This is a genomic window from Rhodoferax antarcticus ANT.BR (assembly GCF_001938565.1).
In the GTDB taxonomy this organism is placed as follows: domain Bacteria; phylum Pseudomonadota; class Gammaproteobacteria; order Burkholderiales; family Burkholderiaceae_C; genus Rhodoferax; species Rhodoferax antarcticus.
Map to the genome: position 1 here is coordinate 46,993 of NZ_MSYM01000009.1, position 16,420 is coordinate 63,412.

13 protein-coding genes and 1 riboswitch are annotated in these 16,420 nt (G+C 62.5%); of the genes, 8 read left to right on the top strand and 5 right to left on the bottom strand.

Annotation, left to right across the window (positions count from 1 at the left end; all coding sequences use genetic code 11):
- The first annotated feature begins 22 nt into the window (after window positions 1-22).
- Both BLL52_RS06750 and BLL52_RS06755 read left to right on the top strand, forming a co-directional pair.
- A complete protein-coding gene (locus tag BLL52_RS06750; protein WP_075585948.1) occupies window positions 23-946 on the top strand; it encodes an ATP-binding cassette domain-containing protein in 924 nt (307 codons plus the stop codon).
- Window positions 947-1,043: 97 nt separating this feature from the next.
- Window positions 1,044-1,805 carry an ABC transporter permease gene (locus tag BLL52_RS06755; protein ID WP_241839059.1) on the top strand — a complete coding sequence of 254 codons (762 nt, stop codon included), beginning with the start codon at window positions 1,044-1,046 and terminating at the stop codon, window positions 1,803-1,805.
- Window positions 1,806-1,833: 28 nt separating this feature from the next.
- Here the strand turns inward: BLL52_RS06755 and BLL52_RS06760 are convergent, their stop codons facing one another.
- From BLL52_RS06760 to BLL52_RS06770, 3 genes are all read right to left on the bottom strand, one after another.
- A complete protein-coding gene (locus BLL52_RS06760) occupies window positions 1,834-2,211 on the bottom strand; it encodes a bacteriohemerythrin (protein WP_075585949.1) in 378 nt (125 codons plus the stop codon).
- Between the two features lie 97 nt (window positions 2,212-2,308).
- A complete protein-coding gene (locus BLL52_RS06765) occupies window positions 2,309-3,301 on the bottom strand; it encodes a dipeptidase (protein ID WP_241839054.1) in 993 nt (330 codons plus the stop codon).
- 135 nt (window positions 3,302-3,436) lie between these two features.
- Entirely contained in the window at window positions 3,437-5,038 is a 1,602-nt protein-coding gene (locus BLL52_RS06770) for a GMC family oxidoreductase (RefSeq protein ID WP_075585951.1), read from the bottom strand.
- 169 nt (window positions 5,039-5,207) lie between these two features.
- Here BLL52_RS06770 and BLL52_RS06775 point away from each other — a divergent pair, with 169 nt between their 5' ends.
- Entirely contained in the window at window positions 5,208-6,293 is a 1,086-nt protein-coding gene (locus BLL52_RS06775; protein WP_075585952.1) for a serine/threonine protein kinase, read from the top strand.
- Between the two features lie 111 nt (window positions 6,294-6,404).
- Here the strand turns inward: BLL52_RS06775 and BLL52_RS06780 are convergent, their stop codons facing one another.
- A complete protein-coding gene (locus BLL52_RS06780) occupies window positions 6,405-6,848 on the bottom strand; it encodes an FKBP-type peptidyl-prolyl cis-trans isomerase (protein WP_083633828.1) in 444 nt (147 codons plus the stop codon).
- A gap of 292 nt (window positions 6,849-7,140) precedes the next feature.
- Between BLL52_RS06780 and BLL52_RS06785 the strand changes: the two genes are divergently transcribed.
- Window positions 7,141-8,709: a bifunctional aminoglycoside phosphotransferase/ATP-binding protein gene (locus BLL52_RS06785; RefSeq protein ID WP_075585979.1), complete on the top strand. Its 1,569-nt coding sequence runs from the start codon at window positions 7,141-7,143 to the stop codon at window positions 8,707-8,709.
- Between the two features lie 114 nt (window positions 8,710-8,823).
- Window positions 8,824-9,060, top strand: a riboswitch (cobalamin riboswitch).
- 76 nt (window positions 9,061-9,136) lie between these two features.
- Here BLL52_RS06785 and BLL52_RS06790 read toward each other — a convergent pair.
- Complete coding sequence (locus BLL52_RS06790) at window positions 9,137-9,322, bottom strand: hypothetical protein (protein ID WP_139313328.1); 186 nt, start codon at window positions 9,320-9,322, stop codon at window positions 9,137-9,139.
- A gap of 162 nt (window positions 9,323-9,484) precedes the next feature.
- Here BLL52_RS06790 and BLL52_RS06795 point away from each other — a divergent pair, with 162 nt between their 5' ends.
- The 4 genes from BLL52_RS06795 to BLL52_RS06810 all read left to right on the top strand — a co-directional run bounded on the left by BLL52_RS06795 (window position 9,485) and on the right by BLL52_RS06810 (window position 16,413).
- A complete protein-coding gene (locus BLL52_RS06795) occupies window positions 9,485-10,162 on the top strand; it encodes an energy-coupling factor ABC transporter permease (protein ID WP_075585980.1) in 678 nt (225 codons plus the stop codon).
- A gap of 224 nt (window positions 10,163-10,386) precedes the next feature.
- Entirely contained in the window at window positions 10,387-11,451 is a 1,065-nt protein-coding gene (gene cobW / locus BLL52_RS06800) for a cobalamin biosynthesis protein CobW (RefSeq protein WP_075585954.1), read from the top strand.
- A 37-nt stretch (window positions 11,452-11,488) separates the two neighbouring features.
- Entirely contained in the window at window positions 11,489-15,334 is a 3,846-nt protein-coding gene (cobN, locus tag BLL52_RS06805) for a cobaltochelatase subunit CobN (protein WP_075585955.1), read from the top strand.
- The gene (locus BLL52_RS06810; RefSeq protein WP_075585956.1) at window positions 15,331-16,413 is read left to right on the top strand and encodes a magnesium chelatase ATPase subunit I; all 1,083 of its coding nucleotides are present in this window, start codon (window positions 15,331-15,333) and stop codon (window positions 16,411-16,413) included. Before cobN ends, BLL52_RS06810 begins: the two co-directional genes overlap by 4 nt.
- The last annotated feature ends 7 nt before the right edge of the window (window positions 16,414-16,420 follow it).

Here is a 16,420-nt window from a genome sequence, read left to right on the forward strand (position 1 = left end):
CAGCTCGGTCACAATTTGACCCATGAGCGACCCCATTTTTTCCGTCCACGGCTTGGTCAAACGCTATGGCGACGCCACCGTGGTGAACGACATGTCTTTCGAGATTGCCCCCGGCGAATGCCTGGGCGTGATTGGCCCCAACGGCGCGGGCAAAACCACCACCATCCGCATGTGCCTGGGCCTGACCGTGCCCGATGCGGGCACGGTCACCGCGTTTGGCCTGCAAATGCCGCGCGATGCACTGGCCATCAAGGCGCAGCTTGGCGTGGTCAGCCAGATCGATACGCTCGACCCCGACTTCAGTTGCGCGGAAAACCTGTTGGTGTATGGCCGCTACTTTGGCATGAAAGACGCGCAGATCCGCGAGCGCGTGCCGAGTCTGCTTGAATTCGCTTCTCTGACCGCCAAGGCCAAGGCCAAACCAGGGGAGCTGTCGGGCGGCATGAAGCGGCGCTTGAGCCTGGCGCGCGCACTGGTCAACAACCCGCGCCTGCTGCTGCTGGACGAACCCACCACCGGGCTGGACCCGCAAGCGCGCCACCTGATGTGGGAGCGCCTGCAACAGTTGCTGCAGCAGGGCAAGTCGATTTTGCTGACAACACACTTTATGGACGAGGCCGAGCGCCTGTGCAGTCGCCTGCTGGTGCTGGACCATGGCAAGAAAATTGCCGAGGGTCGCCCGCGCGACCTGATTCGCCAGCATCTGGAGTCTGATGTGGTGGAGGTTTATGGCCGCGGCGCACTGGCGCTGGTGGATTCGCCCCTGGCGGCGCTGGCCGCGCGCATCGAGATCAGTGGTGAGACGGTATTTTTTTACACCGCCGCCGCCCAGCCAATGTTGGATGCGCTGGACGCGTACCCCGACCTGCGCACGCTGCACCGGCCCGCCAACCTGGAAGACTTGTTCCTTAAACTCACCGGTCGGCAGATTCGGGAAGAAGGCTAATACTATGCAAACCATAGCTACTACCTCTGAAGATCAAGGGGCTACAGGCCAAAAAGGCTATCAAGTTCTGTCGGTCTGGCGGGCGCCGGAGTTGTCCATGCGCTGGTGGCCGGTGTTTTTGCGCAACCTGCTGGTTTGGCGCAAGCTGGCCATTCCCAGCCTGGTCGGCAACATTGCCGAGCCGCTAATGTGGCTGCTGGCCTTTGGCTACGGCATGGGCGCGCTGGTCGGCAAAATCAAGGTGGACGGTATTGAGGTGCCCTACATCCTGTTCCTCGCCAGCGGCAGCATTTGCATGAGCGCGATGAACGCGGCGAGTTTTGAGGCGCTGTACTCTGCGTTCAGCCGCATGCATGTGCAGAAAACCTGGGACGGCATCATGAACGCGCCGATCAACTTGGACAGTATTGTGCTGGCCGAAATGCTGTGGGCCGCCTTCAAGGCGATCTTCACGGTGACGGCGATTCTGGGCGTGATGCTGGCTTTGGGTATCAGCTACAGCCCCAAGCTGCTAATCGCCTGGCCGGTGCTGCTGGGCGTGGGCATCACCTTTAGTTGTTTGGCGCTGATCTTCAATGCACTGGCCAAAGGGTATGACTTTTTCACCTACTACTTCACGTTGTTTCTCACCCCCATGATGTTCCTGAGCGGTATCTTCTTTCCGCTGGAGCAACTGCCGCCCTTGGTGCGCGCCATCTCGCAATGGCTGCCATTGACCAACGCCGTGGCGCTGGTGCGACCGATGTTCATGGACCAGTGGCCTACCGATTGGCTACGGCCCCTGCTGGTTCTGACGACCTATACGGTGGGCGGTTTTTGGCTAGCGCTGGCGCTCACCCGCAAGCGGTTTCAGGGGTGAGCGCCATGCGCGCTGAGCTGCTGCATGTTTACGATCCGATGTGCGGCTGGTGTTGGGCGTTTCGATCGGTCTGGACCGCGCTGGTGGGGCAGTGCCTGCAGGGATGATGGTGCTGGCCGTTGCTGTCGAGTTCCTCCTTGACCTGCGCGTACTTGACCAGCAGGGCTTCATGGGAGATATGCATCTTGTCGGAATCGGGAAAACCAGCCGCTTTGGCCACCAGCTCCTCTCGCGCGAAATGGATCCTGGCGTAGCTCGCCAGATCTTGCAGCACACTGTCTAGGTCGACCCTGTTGCGGGATTTCAGGCTTTGCTCGGCACGGTTGACCAGACCGATCAGGTGTTTGTGATCGACATCAATCAGGTCATTGCCGACACTTAATTGTTCACACCATTCCAGTGACATACAGGCTCCTACGGAAGTTTTTCGACACTCTTTTCCCCCATAACACGCTAGCAAATCCTGGCAACTTTATTGCTGAGTTTGACCCATTTATATGGCATCAGGCGGGTTGGCCGTGCCATACCTTGGTGGCTACACGCAACATATTTCCGCCCAGCACGCTGTCTGTCTCTTCGGCGCTCAGGCCCACGGCCTGCAGGGCCTGCGGCAACTGCTGCCAGGTGTCAATGGGCGCATAGCGCATGTCGGCAATGGCGTTGCCATAGCCAGCGGAGGGCGGCCACCAGTAGCCCGCATCAAAGTCGCCGGGCGGCGTGTCGTCCAGCTCGGGCTGCAAAAACCCGTTATCCAGACCGATGCCGACATGCTCAACGCCCACCAGGTCAGCCACATAGGCTACATGCCGCGCCACGTCGGCGGCAGTTGGTTGCGCCACCCCCAGAAAGCCTGACACGCCCGAGATACACACCACGCCGCCAGTGGCCGCGCAGGTGCGTATCTGTTCGTCGGTGATGTTGCGGCCATGTTCCACCAGCGTTAGTGGGTTGGCGTGGCTGAAGATCACTGGCTGACTTGATTCGGCCATGATTTCCAGAGTGCAGGCGCGCCCGGTGTGCGAGCAGTCCATCAGCAGCCCGGCGGCGTTCACCGCTGCCACCATGCGCCGCCCCAAAGGGGTTAGGCCGCGCACCACGTCGTGGCAGCCGTCGGCCACGGGGTTGTTGCGGTTGTAGGCGAAGTGGATTTGGCGCACACCCAACTGGGCGTACAGCGCCACCATGTCGGGTCGCTCCAGCAGCGGCAGGGCGCCTTCCAGGTCAAAAGCTATGCTGATCTGCCCGCCAGCTTTGGCACGGTAAATGTCGGCGACGGAATTGACCTGCACATATTTATCCGGGTGCGCGGCGATGGTGGCGCGGTAACCGGCCATCACCGCCATGATCTGCGCCACCGGGTTCATGTCCATGCCGACGTTGATCGATACATGGTTCAGCCCGCAGGCGCGCAGTTGGTCTATCGGTGCAAAACTGGCCTGCGGATGCAGCGCCAAGCACATGTGGGCGTCCCAATGAATCATGGTCTTATCAGGCAAGGTGTGGCGGTGGGGTGATGTTAGCGGCTGACCGTTATCAGTCCAAACCCGCAGCCGCCGCACAGCGGCGCATCGGATGCTATATATAACGTAGCTTCTGGCGCTTATTACAAAAGGGCTAGAGGCCTATTTGTCTTAAATCGACAGAGCCTGATCCGCCTTGATCAGGTCCGCGACTTTCTCGGCAATCATCATCACCGGCGCATTGGTGTTGCCGCTGACCACGTTAGGCATGATGGACGCATCCACCACCCGCAAGCCCTGCAGGCCATGCACGCGCAGTTGGGCATCGACCACGTCAAGCTCGCCCGGGCCCATGCGGCAGGTGCCCACCGGGTGGTAAATGGTGTCGGCGTAGTTGCGGATCACTTGCTCGATCTGCTCGTCGGTCTGCGCACCAGCGGTGGCGGGCAGCTCACGCCCGCCAAATTTGGCCAGCGCGGGCTGCTGCAGGATCTGGCGCATCAGTTTGAAGCCGCGCACCATGCGGTCCACGTCGTCGCGGTCGCTCAAGAAGTTCGGGTCGACCAGCGGCAGCACTTTCGGGTCTTTGCTGGCCAGCTTGACGCTGCCCCGGCTGCGCGGGCGCAGCAGGCAGACGTGGCAAGAAAAACCATGCCCCCGGGTAAGGGTGCGGCCGTGGTTGATGAGCTTGCCAATCACAAAGTGCAATTGCAGGTCTGGCGTGGCCTCATCTGGCTGGCTTTTGATGAAGCCCCCGGCCTCGGCAAAGTTAGTGGTGAGCATGCCGGTGCGGTGCTGACGCCATTGCACCGCCCCTTTGAGCGTGTTGATGCCACCCGCCACCGACAGGCCAAACAGCTCGGTATTGGCCGGCACATGGACCACCTGCACCACGTCGGGGTGGTCATGCAGGTTCTGGCCGACACCGGGCAGGTCGTGCAGGGTGGCAATGCCGTTTTCGACCAGATGCGCGTGCGGGCCAATGCCCGAGAGCATCAGCAGGTGGGGCGACTCAATGGCCCCGGCGCACAACAGCACCTCGCGCAGGCAATTGAGCTGTTTGAGCTGGCCTTCGTGCTCAAACTCCACGCCCACAGCGCGTCTTTTCTTCAGCAAGATGCGCGTGGTGTGCGCGCCGGTAAACACTTTCAGGTTTGGGCGTGACAGCATCGGCGTCAAGTAGGCCTTGGCGGCGCTGCAGCGCTCACCGTTTTTGTGGGTCACCTGGTACAGGCCGACGCCTTCTTGCTGCGCACCGTTGAAATCCGGGTTGATGGTGTGACCCGCCTGCGCACCGGCTTGCACAAAACGCAAGCCAAAGGGGTTGGGGCTGTGCAGATCGGCCACGTTCAGCGGACCACCGCTGCCATGCAGGTCGTCCGCGCCGCGCTCGTTGTGCTCGGACTTCTTGAAATACGGCAGCACATCATTCCAAGCCCAGCCGGGGTTGCCCAGCGCCGCCCAATGGTCGTAATCCTGCTGCTGGCCACGGATGTAACACATGGCGTTGATCGAACTGGAGCCGCCCAGCACCTTGCCGCGCGGCTGGTAGCCGCTGCGCCCGTTCAAGCCGGGTTGCGGGGTGGTGTTCAGGCCCCAGCCGGCCAGGCTGAACTTGGCCAGCACCGCCAGGCCCGCCGGGCAGTGGATCAGCACGCTGCTGTCGGGTGGCCCGGCCTCCAGCAGTGCCACGGTGATGTTGGGGTCTTCGGTCAGGCGCGCGGCCAGCACACAACCCGCAGAGCCGGCGCCGATGATGAGGTAGTCAAACATGAAATATCTCCCGGCACATACTGAGTCTGGTTTTAGCGTCAGAGGAATGGCCGTGGGTTCAGGTTATCGCAAAAGCAACTGTGGGTTTAGAGGCTGACCCCAAAGCTGGCGCAGCGGTGCCGCTTTCGGGCATGATGCAGGCGTGAAAACGCATCTCCCACCCCTCTCCATGCCAGTCAGCACCGCCGCTGGCCACCCCTATCAGGCCCTGACGCCCGACGTGGTGCAGGACGCGCTAGCCAGCATCGGCTTGTATGGCGATGGCCGCCAGATGGCCCTTAGCTCTTATGAAAACCGCGTCTACCAGTTGCACCTGGAGGACAGCAGCGTGGTGGTGGCCAAGTTTTACCGCCCTGGCCGCTGGAGCGAGGTGCAGATTCTGGAAGAGCACGCCTTTGCGGCAGAGCTGATGGCCGCCGAAATTCCGATGGTGGGGCCGCTGCTGGTGCAGGGTCAAACGCTGCACCACTTTGGCGGCTTTGCCTTCAGCGTCAGCCCCAGCCGGGGCGGCCGCGCGCCTGAGCTCGACGACCCCGACGTGCTGGAATGGGTGGGCCGCTTTCTGGCGCGCATCCACACCGTGGGCGAGGGCAAACCGTTTGCCGTGCGCCCGGCGCTGGATGTACAAACCTTTGGTATCGACTCGCGCGAATGGCTGCTAGCGCACGACAAAGTGCCGTTGGACGTGCAATCTGCCTGGGAAAAGGCCTCTGCAGTTGCACTTGATTTGATAGCTACCAGCGCTTTATGCATGAGGGCTACAGGGCTAAAAGGCTTAAAACCTTTGGCGCGAGATGATGAGACGGACGACGAGCAGCCCACAGACGCCTTGCGCAGCCTGCGCCTGCATGGCGACTGCCATCCGGGCAACATCTTGTGGACCCCGCTGGAAGCGCCTGCCAGCAGCTTGCCGGGGCCGCACTTTGTGGACCTGGACGACGCACGCATGGGCCCGGCAGTGCAAGACCTGTGGATGCTGCTCAGCGGCGACCGCCAGCAGCGCACCCGGCAATTGGGGGCGCTGGTGGATGGTTACGAACAATTTCGCCGGTTTGACCGGCGTGAGCTGGCGCTGATTGAGCCGCTGCGCACCTTGCGCCTGATCCATTACAGCGCCTGGCTGGCGCGGCGCTGGAGCGACCCGATTTTTGCCATCAACTTCCCGTGGTTTGGGTCGAGTGATTACTGGACCGGCCAGGTGCAGATGCTGCACGAGCAGATCGAAGCCATGCAGGAAGTGCCGCTGCTGGTGTGAGTCGCCGGCGTTTTGGTAGCTCGCGCTTTGAGGCGTTTTACGCAATGGTGCGTTTCTGCGCCACGTTGGCTGCCAGCTTTTTCGGCAGGGTCAGGGGCAGCAGCCGCAGGTTTACTTGCCGTTGATGCCCAGCAACTCCACCTCAAACAGCAGCGTCGCATTGGGCGCAATCGCGCCGCCCATACCGCGTGCGCCGTAGGCAATCTTGCCGGGGCAAGTCAGCTTGGCTTTGCCGCCCACTTTCATGCGCTGCACGCCCTCGGTCCAGCAAGGGATCACGTTGCCCAGCGGGAATTCGATGGCTTGGTTGCGCTTGTACGAGCTGTCAAATTCGCGCCCGTCCGGGAAGGTGCCACGGTAATTGACCTTGACCACATCGGCTGCTTTGGGGCTGGCGCCGGTTCCCTCGGTAAGCGAGCGGTAGACCAGACCGGTGGCGGTGACGACGGCGCCAGGCTCTTTGGCCGCCGCGTCCAGTGTGGCATCAGCGGCCCAGGCCGCGGAGAAGGTGCTGAGCAGGGCGACAAAAGCTGTGCGGCGAATAGCAGTTTTCATCAAAAACTGATCCTGGTTTGAAACCTCCCCCTTCAGGGGGACAGAATTCATTTGGGAGAGGGGTAACCTCTTCCAAATTCGCCCCGTAAGGTGCGTGGATTGAAACATATTGTTGGGAGAAGTGTTAGTCAAAAGGTGCGGCATTGTCGCAGCCCACCGCGCGGCCAAGGACACGTCGCCAAACGCTGGGGTTTGACATGACTTGACATTGCGTGACTTGGCGTAACTTGGCCTGATTTGGCGTGGTTGCGGGCAGTCGTAGTGTGGCGACCGGTCTGGCATGATGGGCTCTATGAAAGAAGACTTGCCTGACCTGATCGCCGCGCTGCTCTCGCCACAGGCTTACGCCCATAGCGTGGCGCAAGTGAGCTTGGTGCAAACCCACATCTCATGGGTGTTGCTGGCTGGTGACTTTGCCCACAAGATCAAGAAGCCGCTGAAGCTGCCTTTTCTGGACTTCAGCACGCTGGCGCTGCGCCACGCTTTGTGCTGTGACGAGTTGTGGCTTAACCAGCGCTTTGCGCCTGACATTTATCTGGACGTCGTGCCCATCACCGCCGGGCCCGCAGGCCCGCAATTCGGTGGTTCGGGCGAGCCGCTGGAGTGGGCTGTGAAAATGCGCCGCTTTGACGAGGCTGCGCGGCTAGACCATGTTTGCGAGCAAGGTGAGCTGGTGCCCGCACACTTGAGCGGCCTGGCGCAGACGCTGGTGGCTTTTCACCAGTCTGCCGCGGTGGCACCGCCCGGGTCACCTTATGGCTGCGCCGAGCTGGTGACCACCCAAGCGCAGGACAATTTCACCGATTTACTGCGCCTGTGTTCCGGCGCAAAAGTGCAGACGCGCTTGCTGGCGCTGCAGCGCTGGACTGAGAAGCAGGCAGAGCAACTGGCCAGCCTCATGCAAACCCGCCAGCACAGTGGCTGGGTGCGTGAGTGCCACGGCGACCTGCACCTGGCCAATCTGGTGCTGCTGAATGGCCAGGTGCGGATGTTTGACTGCCTTGAGTTCAGCCCCGAATTGCGCTGGATTGATGTCACCAGCGACATCGCTTTCACCTACGCCGACCTGCTGGCGCATGGCCGCAACGGTTTGGCCAACTGGTTTGTCAACGAAGTCTGGAGCCACAGCGGTGACTATGAGGCTGCTGCGCTGCTGCGTTTTTATGCGGTCTACCGTTGCCTGGTGCGCGCCAAGGTGGCGGCCATCCGCAGCCAGCAGACGCATGCCGACGCTGCTGATACTGCTGACGATGCTGACGATGCTGACGATGCTGACGATGCTGACGATGCTGACGATGCTGACGATGCTGAGGTCTTGGCCGCCATCAGCCTGGCAGAATGTTTAGCCGCGCCGCAGCGGCTGCAACTCAGCATCACCCACGGGCTGACAGGCAGCGGCAAAACCTGGGCCAGCAATGGTCTGCTGCAAAGCGACACACGGGCACCCACCATCCGCCTGCGCTCTGATGTGCAGCGCAAGCGGTTGTTCGGCTTGGAACCGCTGGCAAACAGCGGTTCCGGTTTGGCGAGCGGTATCTACGGGCCGCAGGCGCACAGTCAGACCTATACCCATCTGCAACAGCAGGCGCGGCAGTTACTGGGCGCGGGCTGGTCGGTGCTGGTCGATGCCGCCTTTTTGCAGCGTGGCGACCGCGATGCGTTTGCGGCCTTGGCTGCAGAGCTGAGCGCTGACTTTGCCATCCTGGCACCGCAGGCCACGCCGGAGCAACTGCGCGAGCGCATTCTGGCGCGCCAAGCTGGCGCACAGGATGCGTCTGAGGCCACGCTGGCCGTGCTGGCGCAGCAGCTGCGTGTGCTGGAGCCCCTGGCGGACGAAGAAGTTGATGTTTTAGTGCTCTAGCCCTTAATTTAAAAGCGCTAATAGCTATCTAATAAATAGCATTGCGTCATGCTCCAAGGCGGCTTTGACAACTCCCGATTGAACGCATGAGTGTCTCAATCGGCCTAAATCTGCCATTAGAATCACGCCGTTGGTGCTCGCGGCGTGGTTCACACGGCGCAGTTCAACGGGAAGCAGGAGGGTCTCGCTGACAACAGCCAACCTAACCTGCGCTGCCCCCGCAACGGTAAGTGGACGAATCTTCTAGATTTAGCTCCCATCAAGGCCACTGAGTGTTCTGTATAGACACTTGGGAAGGCGATGGAGGTTGCATCCACCAGCCCGGATACCGGCCAACAAGGTGGCTGCATGCTTGCATGCAACCGTGATGCTCAAGCACTGTCGGGGACGTCAGTGAGAGTTGTTTGCCGGTTCATCCTCTTATGACTCATCGCACCTCTTTTGCGCGCGGCTTCTCCAGGCCATTGGCTTTGGTGCGCGCTTTTCTTGTCCTTTGCCCCATGACTTCTCTCTTGCGCGCTGGTCCCGCACTGCCACGGCATTGCGGGATCAGCATGCGGGTTGACCGCGCCGTCGCGCCGTCGCGCTGACCGCTCAGGTCAGCCCGCTTCATGGTGCCGCTCGCGTTGATGAATTCGCACACTTGCGCTCGTCCTTTCGGGTCGACATGGCAAGTGTTGCTGCGCCTGCGTCAGGAGGTGCACAACCGCTGCGACCCCAATTTTTTTTTCCGTTTGATCTGTTTCTCAAACCTCTATTTTTCAGGAGTGACACCATGCATATCGAACCTGGCCTTGTAGAAGGCACCAAGATTTTCCTCAGTTACGCGAGCGCTGCGGGAGCGCTCGGTTATGCCGCCAAGTTGTCCGTGGACACCGTTCAAGGTGATGGCCTGATAGCCTTGCTGCTGCGATCCGCCATGGCCACTGCCTTGGTGTTCTGCTTTTTTGAAGTGCTGCCGCACCAGCCCGTGGGTGTTTCCGAGGTGCATCTGATTCTTGGCACCACTTTGTTGCTGATCTTTGGTGTCGCGCCTGCAGCCATTGGTCTGGCCGTTGGGCTGTTGGTTCAGGGTCTGTTTTTCGCGCCCCTCGACTTGCCGCAGTACGGCATGAATGTCACCACGCTGCTGGTGCCGCTGTTTGCCACCGCCGCGCTGGCTGGAAAGATCATCCCCAAGAGCACCGCGTATGTCGACATCAGCTACGCCCAGGCGTTCAAACTGTCGGTGGCTTACCAGGGTGGCATTGTGGTGTGGGTCGGCTTTTGGGCGCTGTATGGCCAAGGTGTGGGTGCCGAGAACCTGGCCAGCGCGGCCAGTTTTGGTGCGGCTTACATGACCATCGTGCTGGCTGAACCGCTGATTGACCTGGGTGTGTTGGCCCTGGCCAAGATGATGCATCGCTTGCGGGGCAGTGTGGCTGTGGACAAACGCCTTTACAGCGCGGCCTGATAACGCATACCCCTGGCACCGACAGGTCGCGGTGCCTGAGCGTCTGAGCACCCTAGACGTGCCAGACCCAACCCGGCCCCTGCCGAGTGCGACGACGTCGGCAAAGCCATTGGCAACTATGCGTTGCCGCAAGAGCGGTATGGCGCGCCAAGCGCCATGGCCCGCCTGAGTGCAATGCCCCTTGACTCACCCTTTCATTGCGTTCGACTTCAAAAGGATCTCCCATGCAAACCCGCAAAATCCCCGCCACCATCGTGACCGGCTTTTTGGGCAGTGGCAAAACCACGCTGTTGCGCCACCTGCTGACCAACGCCCAGGGCCGGCGCATTGCCGTCATCGTTAACGAGTTTGGCGAACTGGGCATCGACGGCGAACTGCTGCGCGGCTGCGGCATTGGCTGCGATGAAGAAGGTCAAGAGACTGGCCAGTTGTTCGAGCTGGCCAACGGCTGCCTGTGCTGCACGGTGCAGGAAGAGTTTGCTCCGGTGATGGAGCAACTGGCTGCACGCCGGGATCAGATCGACTACCTGGTGATTGAGACCTCGGGGCTGGCACTGCCCAAGCCGTTGGTGCAGGCCTTTCAGTGGCCCGCGCTGCGCAATGCCTTCACGGTGGATGCGGTGATTACTGTGGTGGACGCGCCTGCCGTGGCCGCCGGTGACTTTGCCGACGACCCTGTAGCGGTTGACGCTCAGCGACGCGCCGACGAGAACCTGGACCATGACTCACCTTTGCACGAGCTATTTGAAGACCAGTTGGCCACGGCCGACTTGGTCATCGTGCACAAGACCGATGGCATGGACGCCGCTGACTTGGCCCGCGTAGAAGCCGCTATCCGCCTTAAAACCCGGGCCGGTGTGAAGCTGGTGCACGCACAGCATGGCCGCGTAGCAGCAGAAGTTTTGCTCGGGCTGGAGCAGGCCGTGCAAGACGTGATCGACCAGCGCAAGACGCACCACGACGAGGAAGAAGACCACAACCACGATGCCTTTGATTCGGTTTGCGTGGGGCTGGACGTGGCCGACCGCGCGCAACTGCTGCGCGCGCTGGCCAGCCTGGTGACGCGCCATGAAATCTACCGAGTGAAAGGTTTTGTCGCGCTGCCCGGTGCGGCCATGCGCTTGGTGGCGCAGGGCGTGGGCCAGCGTTTTGACGCCTACTTTGACCGCGCCTGGCGTAGCGACGAGCCCCGCCTTACACGGCTGGTGCTCATTGGCGGTCACCTTGACGCCGCCCAGCTGCAAGGCGAGCTGCAGGCCGCAATGCAGGCTGTTCCAGCCACGGCCTAAGGAAGTCAGAACGGATTGGCAGTGAGCTAAGCCCGCCATGCATCTGCTCGCCACCCGCCCCGGCGGCTACGTCGAAGACGATGGTCTGGGCGTGGTGCGGGTGGCGCAAACCCCCGGCGACATCGTGGTGCTGAGTGCGGCTGACACCACCCTGTCGCTATTGGCCGATGCGGTCGCCAGCCTGGGTGCCAGCTTCCCCACGGTGCGCCTGGCGAATCTGATGTGGCTGCGCCAGCCCGCCAGCATGGACCTGTATGTGGATGAGGTGCTGCGCCACGCCCGCGTGGTCATCATCGACCACTTGGGCGCGCCCAGTGATTGGGCCTATGTCGTGGAACAGGCCATGGAAAGGGCGCAGGAGCGTGGGCAGTGGCTGGCCATGTTCTCCGGGGATTTTTCCGAAGACCCGCAGTTGCTCATCCGCAGCACCGCGCCGCAAGACGACAGCCGCCACTTGTGGCGTTGCCTGCGCGAGGGGGGACGCGACAACGCGCGTAACTTCTTTCAGTTTATCGGCCATACGGTTTTTGGTCTGGGCGCGCGCCCGGTAGCGGCGGTGGTGTTGCCGCCCGCGCTGGTGTACCAGCCGCAACTTGACCAGGCCGCTTGGCTGTCCGGTGCGCCGGTGGCCTTGCTGGTGTTTTACCGTGCGCACTATGAGTCCGGCAACACCGGGCTCTTTGACGCCATGTTGGCTGCATTGAGTCAGGTGGGTGTCAATGGCGTGGCGGTGGCGGTGGATTCACTGAAGAATTCGGCCAGCTTTGCCTTGCTGCAACAGGTGGCGGCGCAGCACCGTGTGGCGGTAGTCTTGAATGCCACCAGTTTTGCCGTGGCAGCGCTTGGCGGCGATGACGATGCGCCGGGCCTGCCATCGGCGTCACTTGCCAACCGCATTGCAGGCGATGCGCCGGTGCTGCAGCTCATCACCGCGGGTTGCTCGCACGAGCAATGGCAGGCCGACCCGCATGGCTTGGCACCGCGCGACTTGGCCATGCAGGTGGTGTTGCCCGAGGTTGATGGCCGCATTGGCACCCGAGCCATCAGCTTCAAAGCGCTGGCATGGCGCTGCGAGCGCGCTGAGGTCGACGTCGTGCGCTACGAACCCGAGCCCGAGCGCATTGCTTTTGTCGCCGAGCTAGCGCGCCGCTGGTGTGTGCTGCGCGACAAACCCAACGCCGCCAAACGCGTGGCGCTGATTCTTGCCAACTACCCGAATGACGATTCCCGTCTGGCCAATGGCGTTGGGCTGGACACACCGGCCTCCACTGTGCTGATTTTGCAAGCTTTGCGCGATACCGGCTATGCCACCGGCACTCTGCCCGAAAACAGTGACGCCCTCATGGCGGAACTGGTGCGCGGCGTGACCAACAACCTAGACGCCAACGGCGCTCGTCCCGCCGGCCAAAGCCTGGCCATAGTCGATTACTTGGCTGACTTTCACACTTTGCCCGCCGAGAGCCAGGCGGCGGTGAATGCCTTATGGGGTTTGCCCGAGCAGGACACGATGGTGCGCGCAGGCCGTTTCATGGTGTCGGGCCAGCGCTATGGCAACGTTTTCGTGGGCAATCAGCCCGCGCGCGGTCGGGACCTGGACTTGGTGGCCACCTACCACGATGCCGATTTGGTGCCCACGCACAACTACCTGGCGTTTTACTTTTGGCTGCGCCGCGACTTTGCCGTAGACGCGGTGGTGCACGTCGGCAAGCACGGCAATCTTGAATGGTTGCCCGGCAAAAGTGTGGCGTTGGGCGCGGCCTGCTGGCCTGATGCCATTCTGGGCCCGCTGCCACACCTGTACCCCTTTATCGTCAATGACCCCGGTGAAGGCAGCCAGGCCAAACGGCGCACGCAGGCGGTCATCATCGACCACCTGATGCCCGCCATGAGCCGTGCTGAAACCTATGGCCCGCTGCAGGCGCTGGAGCGGCAAATGGACGAGTATTACGAGGCCTTGTCGCTGGACCCGCGCCGTGCCAAGCTGCTGCGCGTCAGCATTCTGGAGGGCGTGTTGGCAAACAGCTTGCACCGGGAGCTGGGCTTTGAGAAACCGGCAGACGATGCCGCCCGCGAAGCGCTGCTGCTTCGCCTGGACGCCTACCTGTGCGAAATTAAGGAGTCGCAGATTCGCGATGGCCTGCACATTCTGGGCTGCTCACCGCAGGGCCGCCAGCGTACCGATACCTTGGTAGCGCTGGCCCGTTTTCCGGGTGGTAGAGGCCCAGGCCAAGGGAGTTTGTTGGCGGTTTTAGCGCAAGACTTGGGCTTATCCACCGTTCTGGGCTTTGATCCGCTCAGTCCCGAATGGGCGCTGCCCTGGCAGGGGCCACGACCCGACGAGCTGCAGCAACTCAGTGACCAGCCCTGGCGCCACGCCGGGCACACGCGTGAACGGCTGGAGTTGCTGGCCGCGCAACTGGTGAGTTCGACGCTGGAATATGGCCATGCGTTGGATGCTTTGACTTGGCCCTGCTCGGCACCGGTGTTGCAGCGCATCTGCCAAACCTTGCGCCCTCGCTTGGACGCCTGTGGCCCCAACGAAATGGCGCAACTGCTGCGCGGCCTCTCGGGCTGCTTTGTGCCGCCAGGCCCCAGCGGCGCACCCACCCGTGGGCGGCCTGATGTGCTGCCCACCGGGCGCAACTTCTACAGTGTGGACACGCGGGCGGTGCCGACCCCCACCGCCTACTTGATGGGTGCCAAAGCGGCCGACCGCTTGGTGGAGCGCCATTTGCAAGACCATGGCAACTATCCGCAATCGGTCGGCTTGTCGGTGTGGGGCACCAGCACCATGCGCACCGGTGGCGAAGACATTGGGCAGGCGTTTTCGCTGTTGGGCGTGCGGCCCAAGTGGGCGGCAGGCAGCACCCGCGTGGTCGATGTTGAAATCCTGCCGATGACACTAAAGAACCGCCCGCGCATTGACGTGACGCTGCGTGTCTCTGGCTTCTTTCGCGATGCCTTTCCCAATGTGATCGATCTGTTCGACACCGCTGTGCGCGCCGTGGCCGCAATATCGGAAGAAGACGAGCCAGATTCAGTGAATCCGATTCGCGCCCGCGTGCTGCGCGAGACGGCGCAGGCCCAGGCAGACGGGGTAGGCGAGACCGAGGCGCAGCGTGCGTCCACCTGGCGTGTGTTCGGCCCGCGCCCTGGCGGTTATGGCGCCGGTCTGCAAGAGCTGATAGGCAGTGGTAACTGGACCGATAGCGGCGATCTGGCCCAGGCCTACCTGCGCGCCGGTGCCTTTGCCTATGGGCAAGACGAACACGGCAGCGCGGCGCGTGGTGCGTTCGAGCAACGCCTGGCGAGCGTCGACGCGGTGTTGCAGAACCAGGACAACCGCGAGCACGACATCCTGGATTCGGACGACTACTACCAGTTCCAGGGCGGCATGGCAGCAGCGGTGGAGCATCTCTCGGGTCTCCCAGCGGCGCTGTACCACGGCGACTTCAGCGTCCCCGGTGCGCCGCGCATTCGTACCTTGGGCGAGGAAGTGGCGCGCGTGGTGCGGTCGCGCGCGGTCAACCCCAAGTGGCTGGACGGCATGAAGCGCCACGGCTACAAGGGCGCTTTTGAGATCGCTGCGACGGTGGATTACTTGTTTGCGTTTGATGCCACCACCGGCGTGGTGGGCGACCACCAATACGCGTTGCTCGCCGATGCCTATGTCCACGACGGCGACACGCGGGCGTTTTTGCAGCAGCACAATCCGCAGGCGCTGCGCGGCATTGGCGAGCGCCTGCTGGAGGCCATGCGCCGCGGCTTGTGGGCCGAGCCTGGCGACCACCGCCCCCGAATTGAAGACCATTTGTTGGCCTTGGAGCAGCAGCTGGAATCTTGCGAAGATATGACTTTCTTGAACAAGGATATTGCCCCATGACCGAGTTGATGGCCACCCGGCCAAAGGTGTTTCCCTTTACCGCGCTCGTTGGCCAGCAGACGCTGCAACGCGCTTTGCTGCTGGTCGCCATCGACCCCGGCATTGGCGGTGTGTTGATCAGCGGCCCCCGGGGCACGGCCAAATCTACCGCGGCCCGCGCGCTGGCGGACTTGCTGCCGCAGGCGCCGTTTGTGACCCTGCCGCTGGCCGCCAGTCTGGAGCAACTCGTCGGCACGCTGAATGTGGAGGACGTGCTGCGCGATGGCCAGCTCCGGTTGGCCCCGGGGCTGGTGGCGCGCGCGCACCACGGGGTGTTGTATGTGGATGAGGTCAATCTGTTGCCGGATGCGCTGGTGGATGCCCTGCTCGACGTGGCTGCCAGTGGCGTCAATACCGTGGAGCGCGACGGCATCTCGCAACAACATGCGGCGCGCTTTGTGCTGGTCGGCACCATGAATCCCGAAGAGGGCGAGTTGCGCCCGCAATTGCTGGACCGCTTTGGCCTGTTGGTGGCGCTGGAGAACCAGCGTGACCCCACTGAGCGCCAAGCGATTTTGCAAGTGCGTTTGGCCTTTGACGACGCGCCGCAGGCCCTGCACGCCAGCCATGCCGAGGCGTTGCAGAACTTGGCCGTGCAAGTGGCCACCGCGCGCGCGGCCTTGCCACGGCTGGCGTGGTCTGACGCAGTGCTGGCCCGTGCTGCGCAATGGGCACTTTCCGCAGGCGTGGACGGTGTGCGCGCAGATTTGGTCATGCTGCGCGCGGCTCGCGCCTGGGCGGCCTTGCAAGGGCGCCAGGCGGTGACGGTGGAGGATGTGGATGTGGTCGCAGAGTTGGCCTTGGCGCACCGTCGCACGGATGCAAGCAGCGGCGGTGGCGCCCCGCACCAAGCTTCCGGCCCTGACGGTGCGGCCAAGCCCTCACCGCCACGCGCGCCCAGCGAAAAACAGAGCGATTCCTCTGGCTCTCCATCCAGCGCAACGCCCCAGCCGCGAGGGGACTGGGGCGCGCTGCCACCCCAACCCGTGGCCACGACTCGGGTACACACTGTGGCGGGGTGGCCTGCAAAAAAAGCCTGAGCCACCC

What these genes read in the sequence shown, in the direction of transcription:
- BLL52_RS06750 (WP_075585948.1), top strand. Translation starts at nt 23, where the DNA reads ATGAGCGACCCCATTTTTTCCGTCCACGGCTTGGTCAAACGCTATGGC.
- BLL52_RS06755 (WP_241839059.1), top strand. Translation starts at nt 1,044, where the DNA reads ATGCGCTGGTGGCCGGTGTTTTTGCGCAACCTGCTGGTTTGGCGCAAG.
- BLL52_RS06760 (WP_075585949.1), bottom strand. Translation starts at nt 2,211, where the DNA reads ATGTCACTGGAATGGTGTGAACAATTAAGTGTCGGCAATGACCTGATT.
- BLL52_RS06770 (WP_075585951.1), bottom strand. Translation starts at nt 5,038, where the DNA reads ATGTTTGACTACCTCATCATCGGCGCCGGCTCTGCGGGTTGTGTGCTG.
- BLL52_RS06775 (WP_075585952.1), top strand. Translation starts at nt 5,208, where the DNA reads ATGCCAGTCAGCACCGCCGCTGGCCACCCCTATCAGGCCCTGACGCCC.
- BLL52_RS06780 (WP_083633828.1), bottom strand. Translation starts at nt 6,848, where the DNA reads ATGAAAACTGCTATTCGCCGCACAGCTTTTGTCGCCCTGCTCAGCACC.
- BLL52_RS06785 (WP_075585979.1), top strand. Translation starts at nt 7,141, where the DNA reads ATGAAAGAAGACTTGCCTGACCTGATCGCCGCGCTGCTCTCGCCACAG.
- BLL52_RS06790 (WP_139313328.1), bottom strand. Translation starts at nt 9,322, where the DNA reads ATGAAGCGGGCTGACCTGAGCGGTCAGCGCGACGGCGCGACGGCGCGG.
- BLL52_RS06795 (WP_075585980.1), top strand. Translation starts at nt 9,485, where the DNA reads ATGCATATCGAACCTGGCCTTGTAGAAGGCACCAAGATTTTCCTCAGT.
- cobW (WP_075585954.1), top strand. Translation starts at nt 10,387, where the DNA reads ATGCAAACCCGCAAAATCCCCGCCACCATCGTGACCGGCTTTTTGGGC.
- cobN (WP_075585955.1), top strand. Translation starts at nt 11,489, where the DNA reads ATGCATCTGCTCGCCACCCGCCCCGGCGGCTACGTCGAAGACGATGGT.
- BLL52_RS06810 (WP_075585956.1), top strand. Translation starts at nt 15,331, where the DNA reads ATGACCGAGTTGATGGCCACCCGGCCAAAGGTGTTTCCCTTTACCGCG.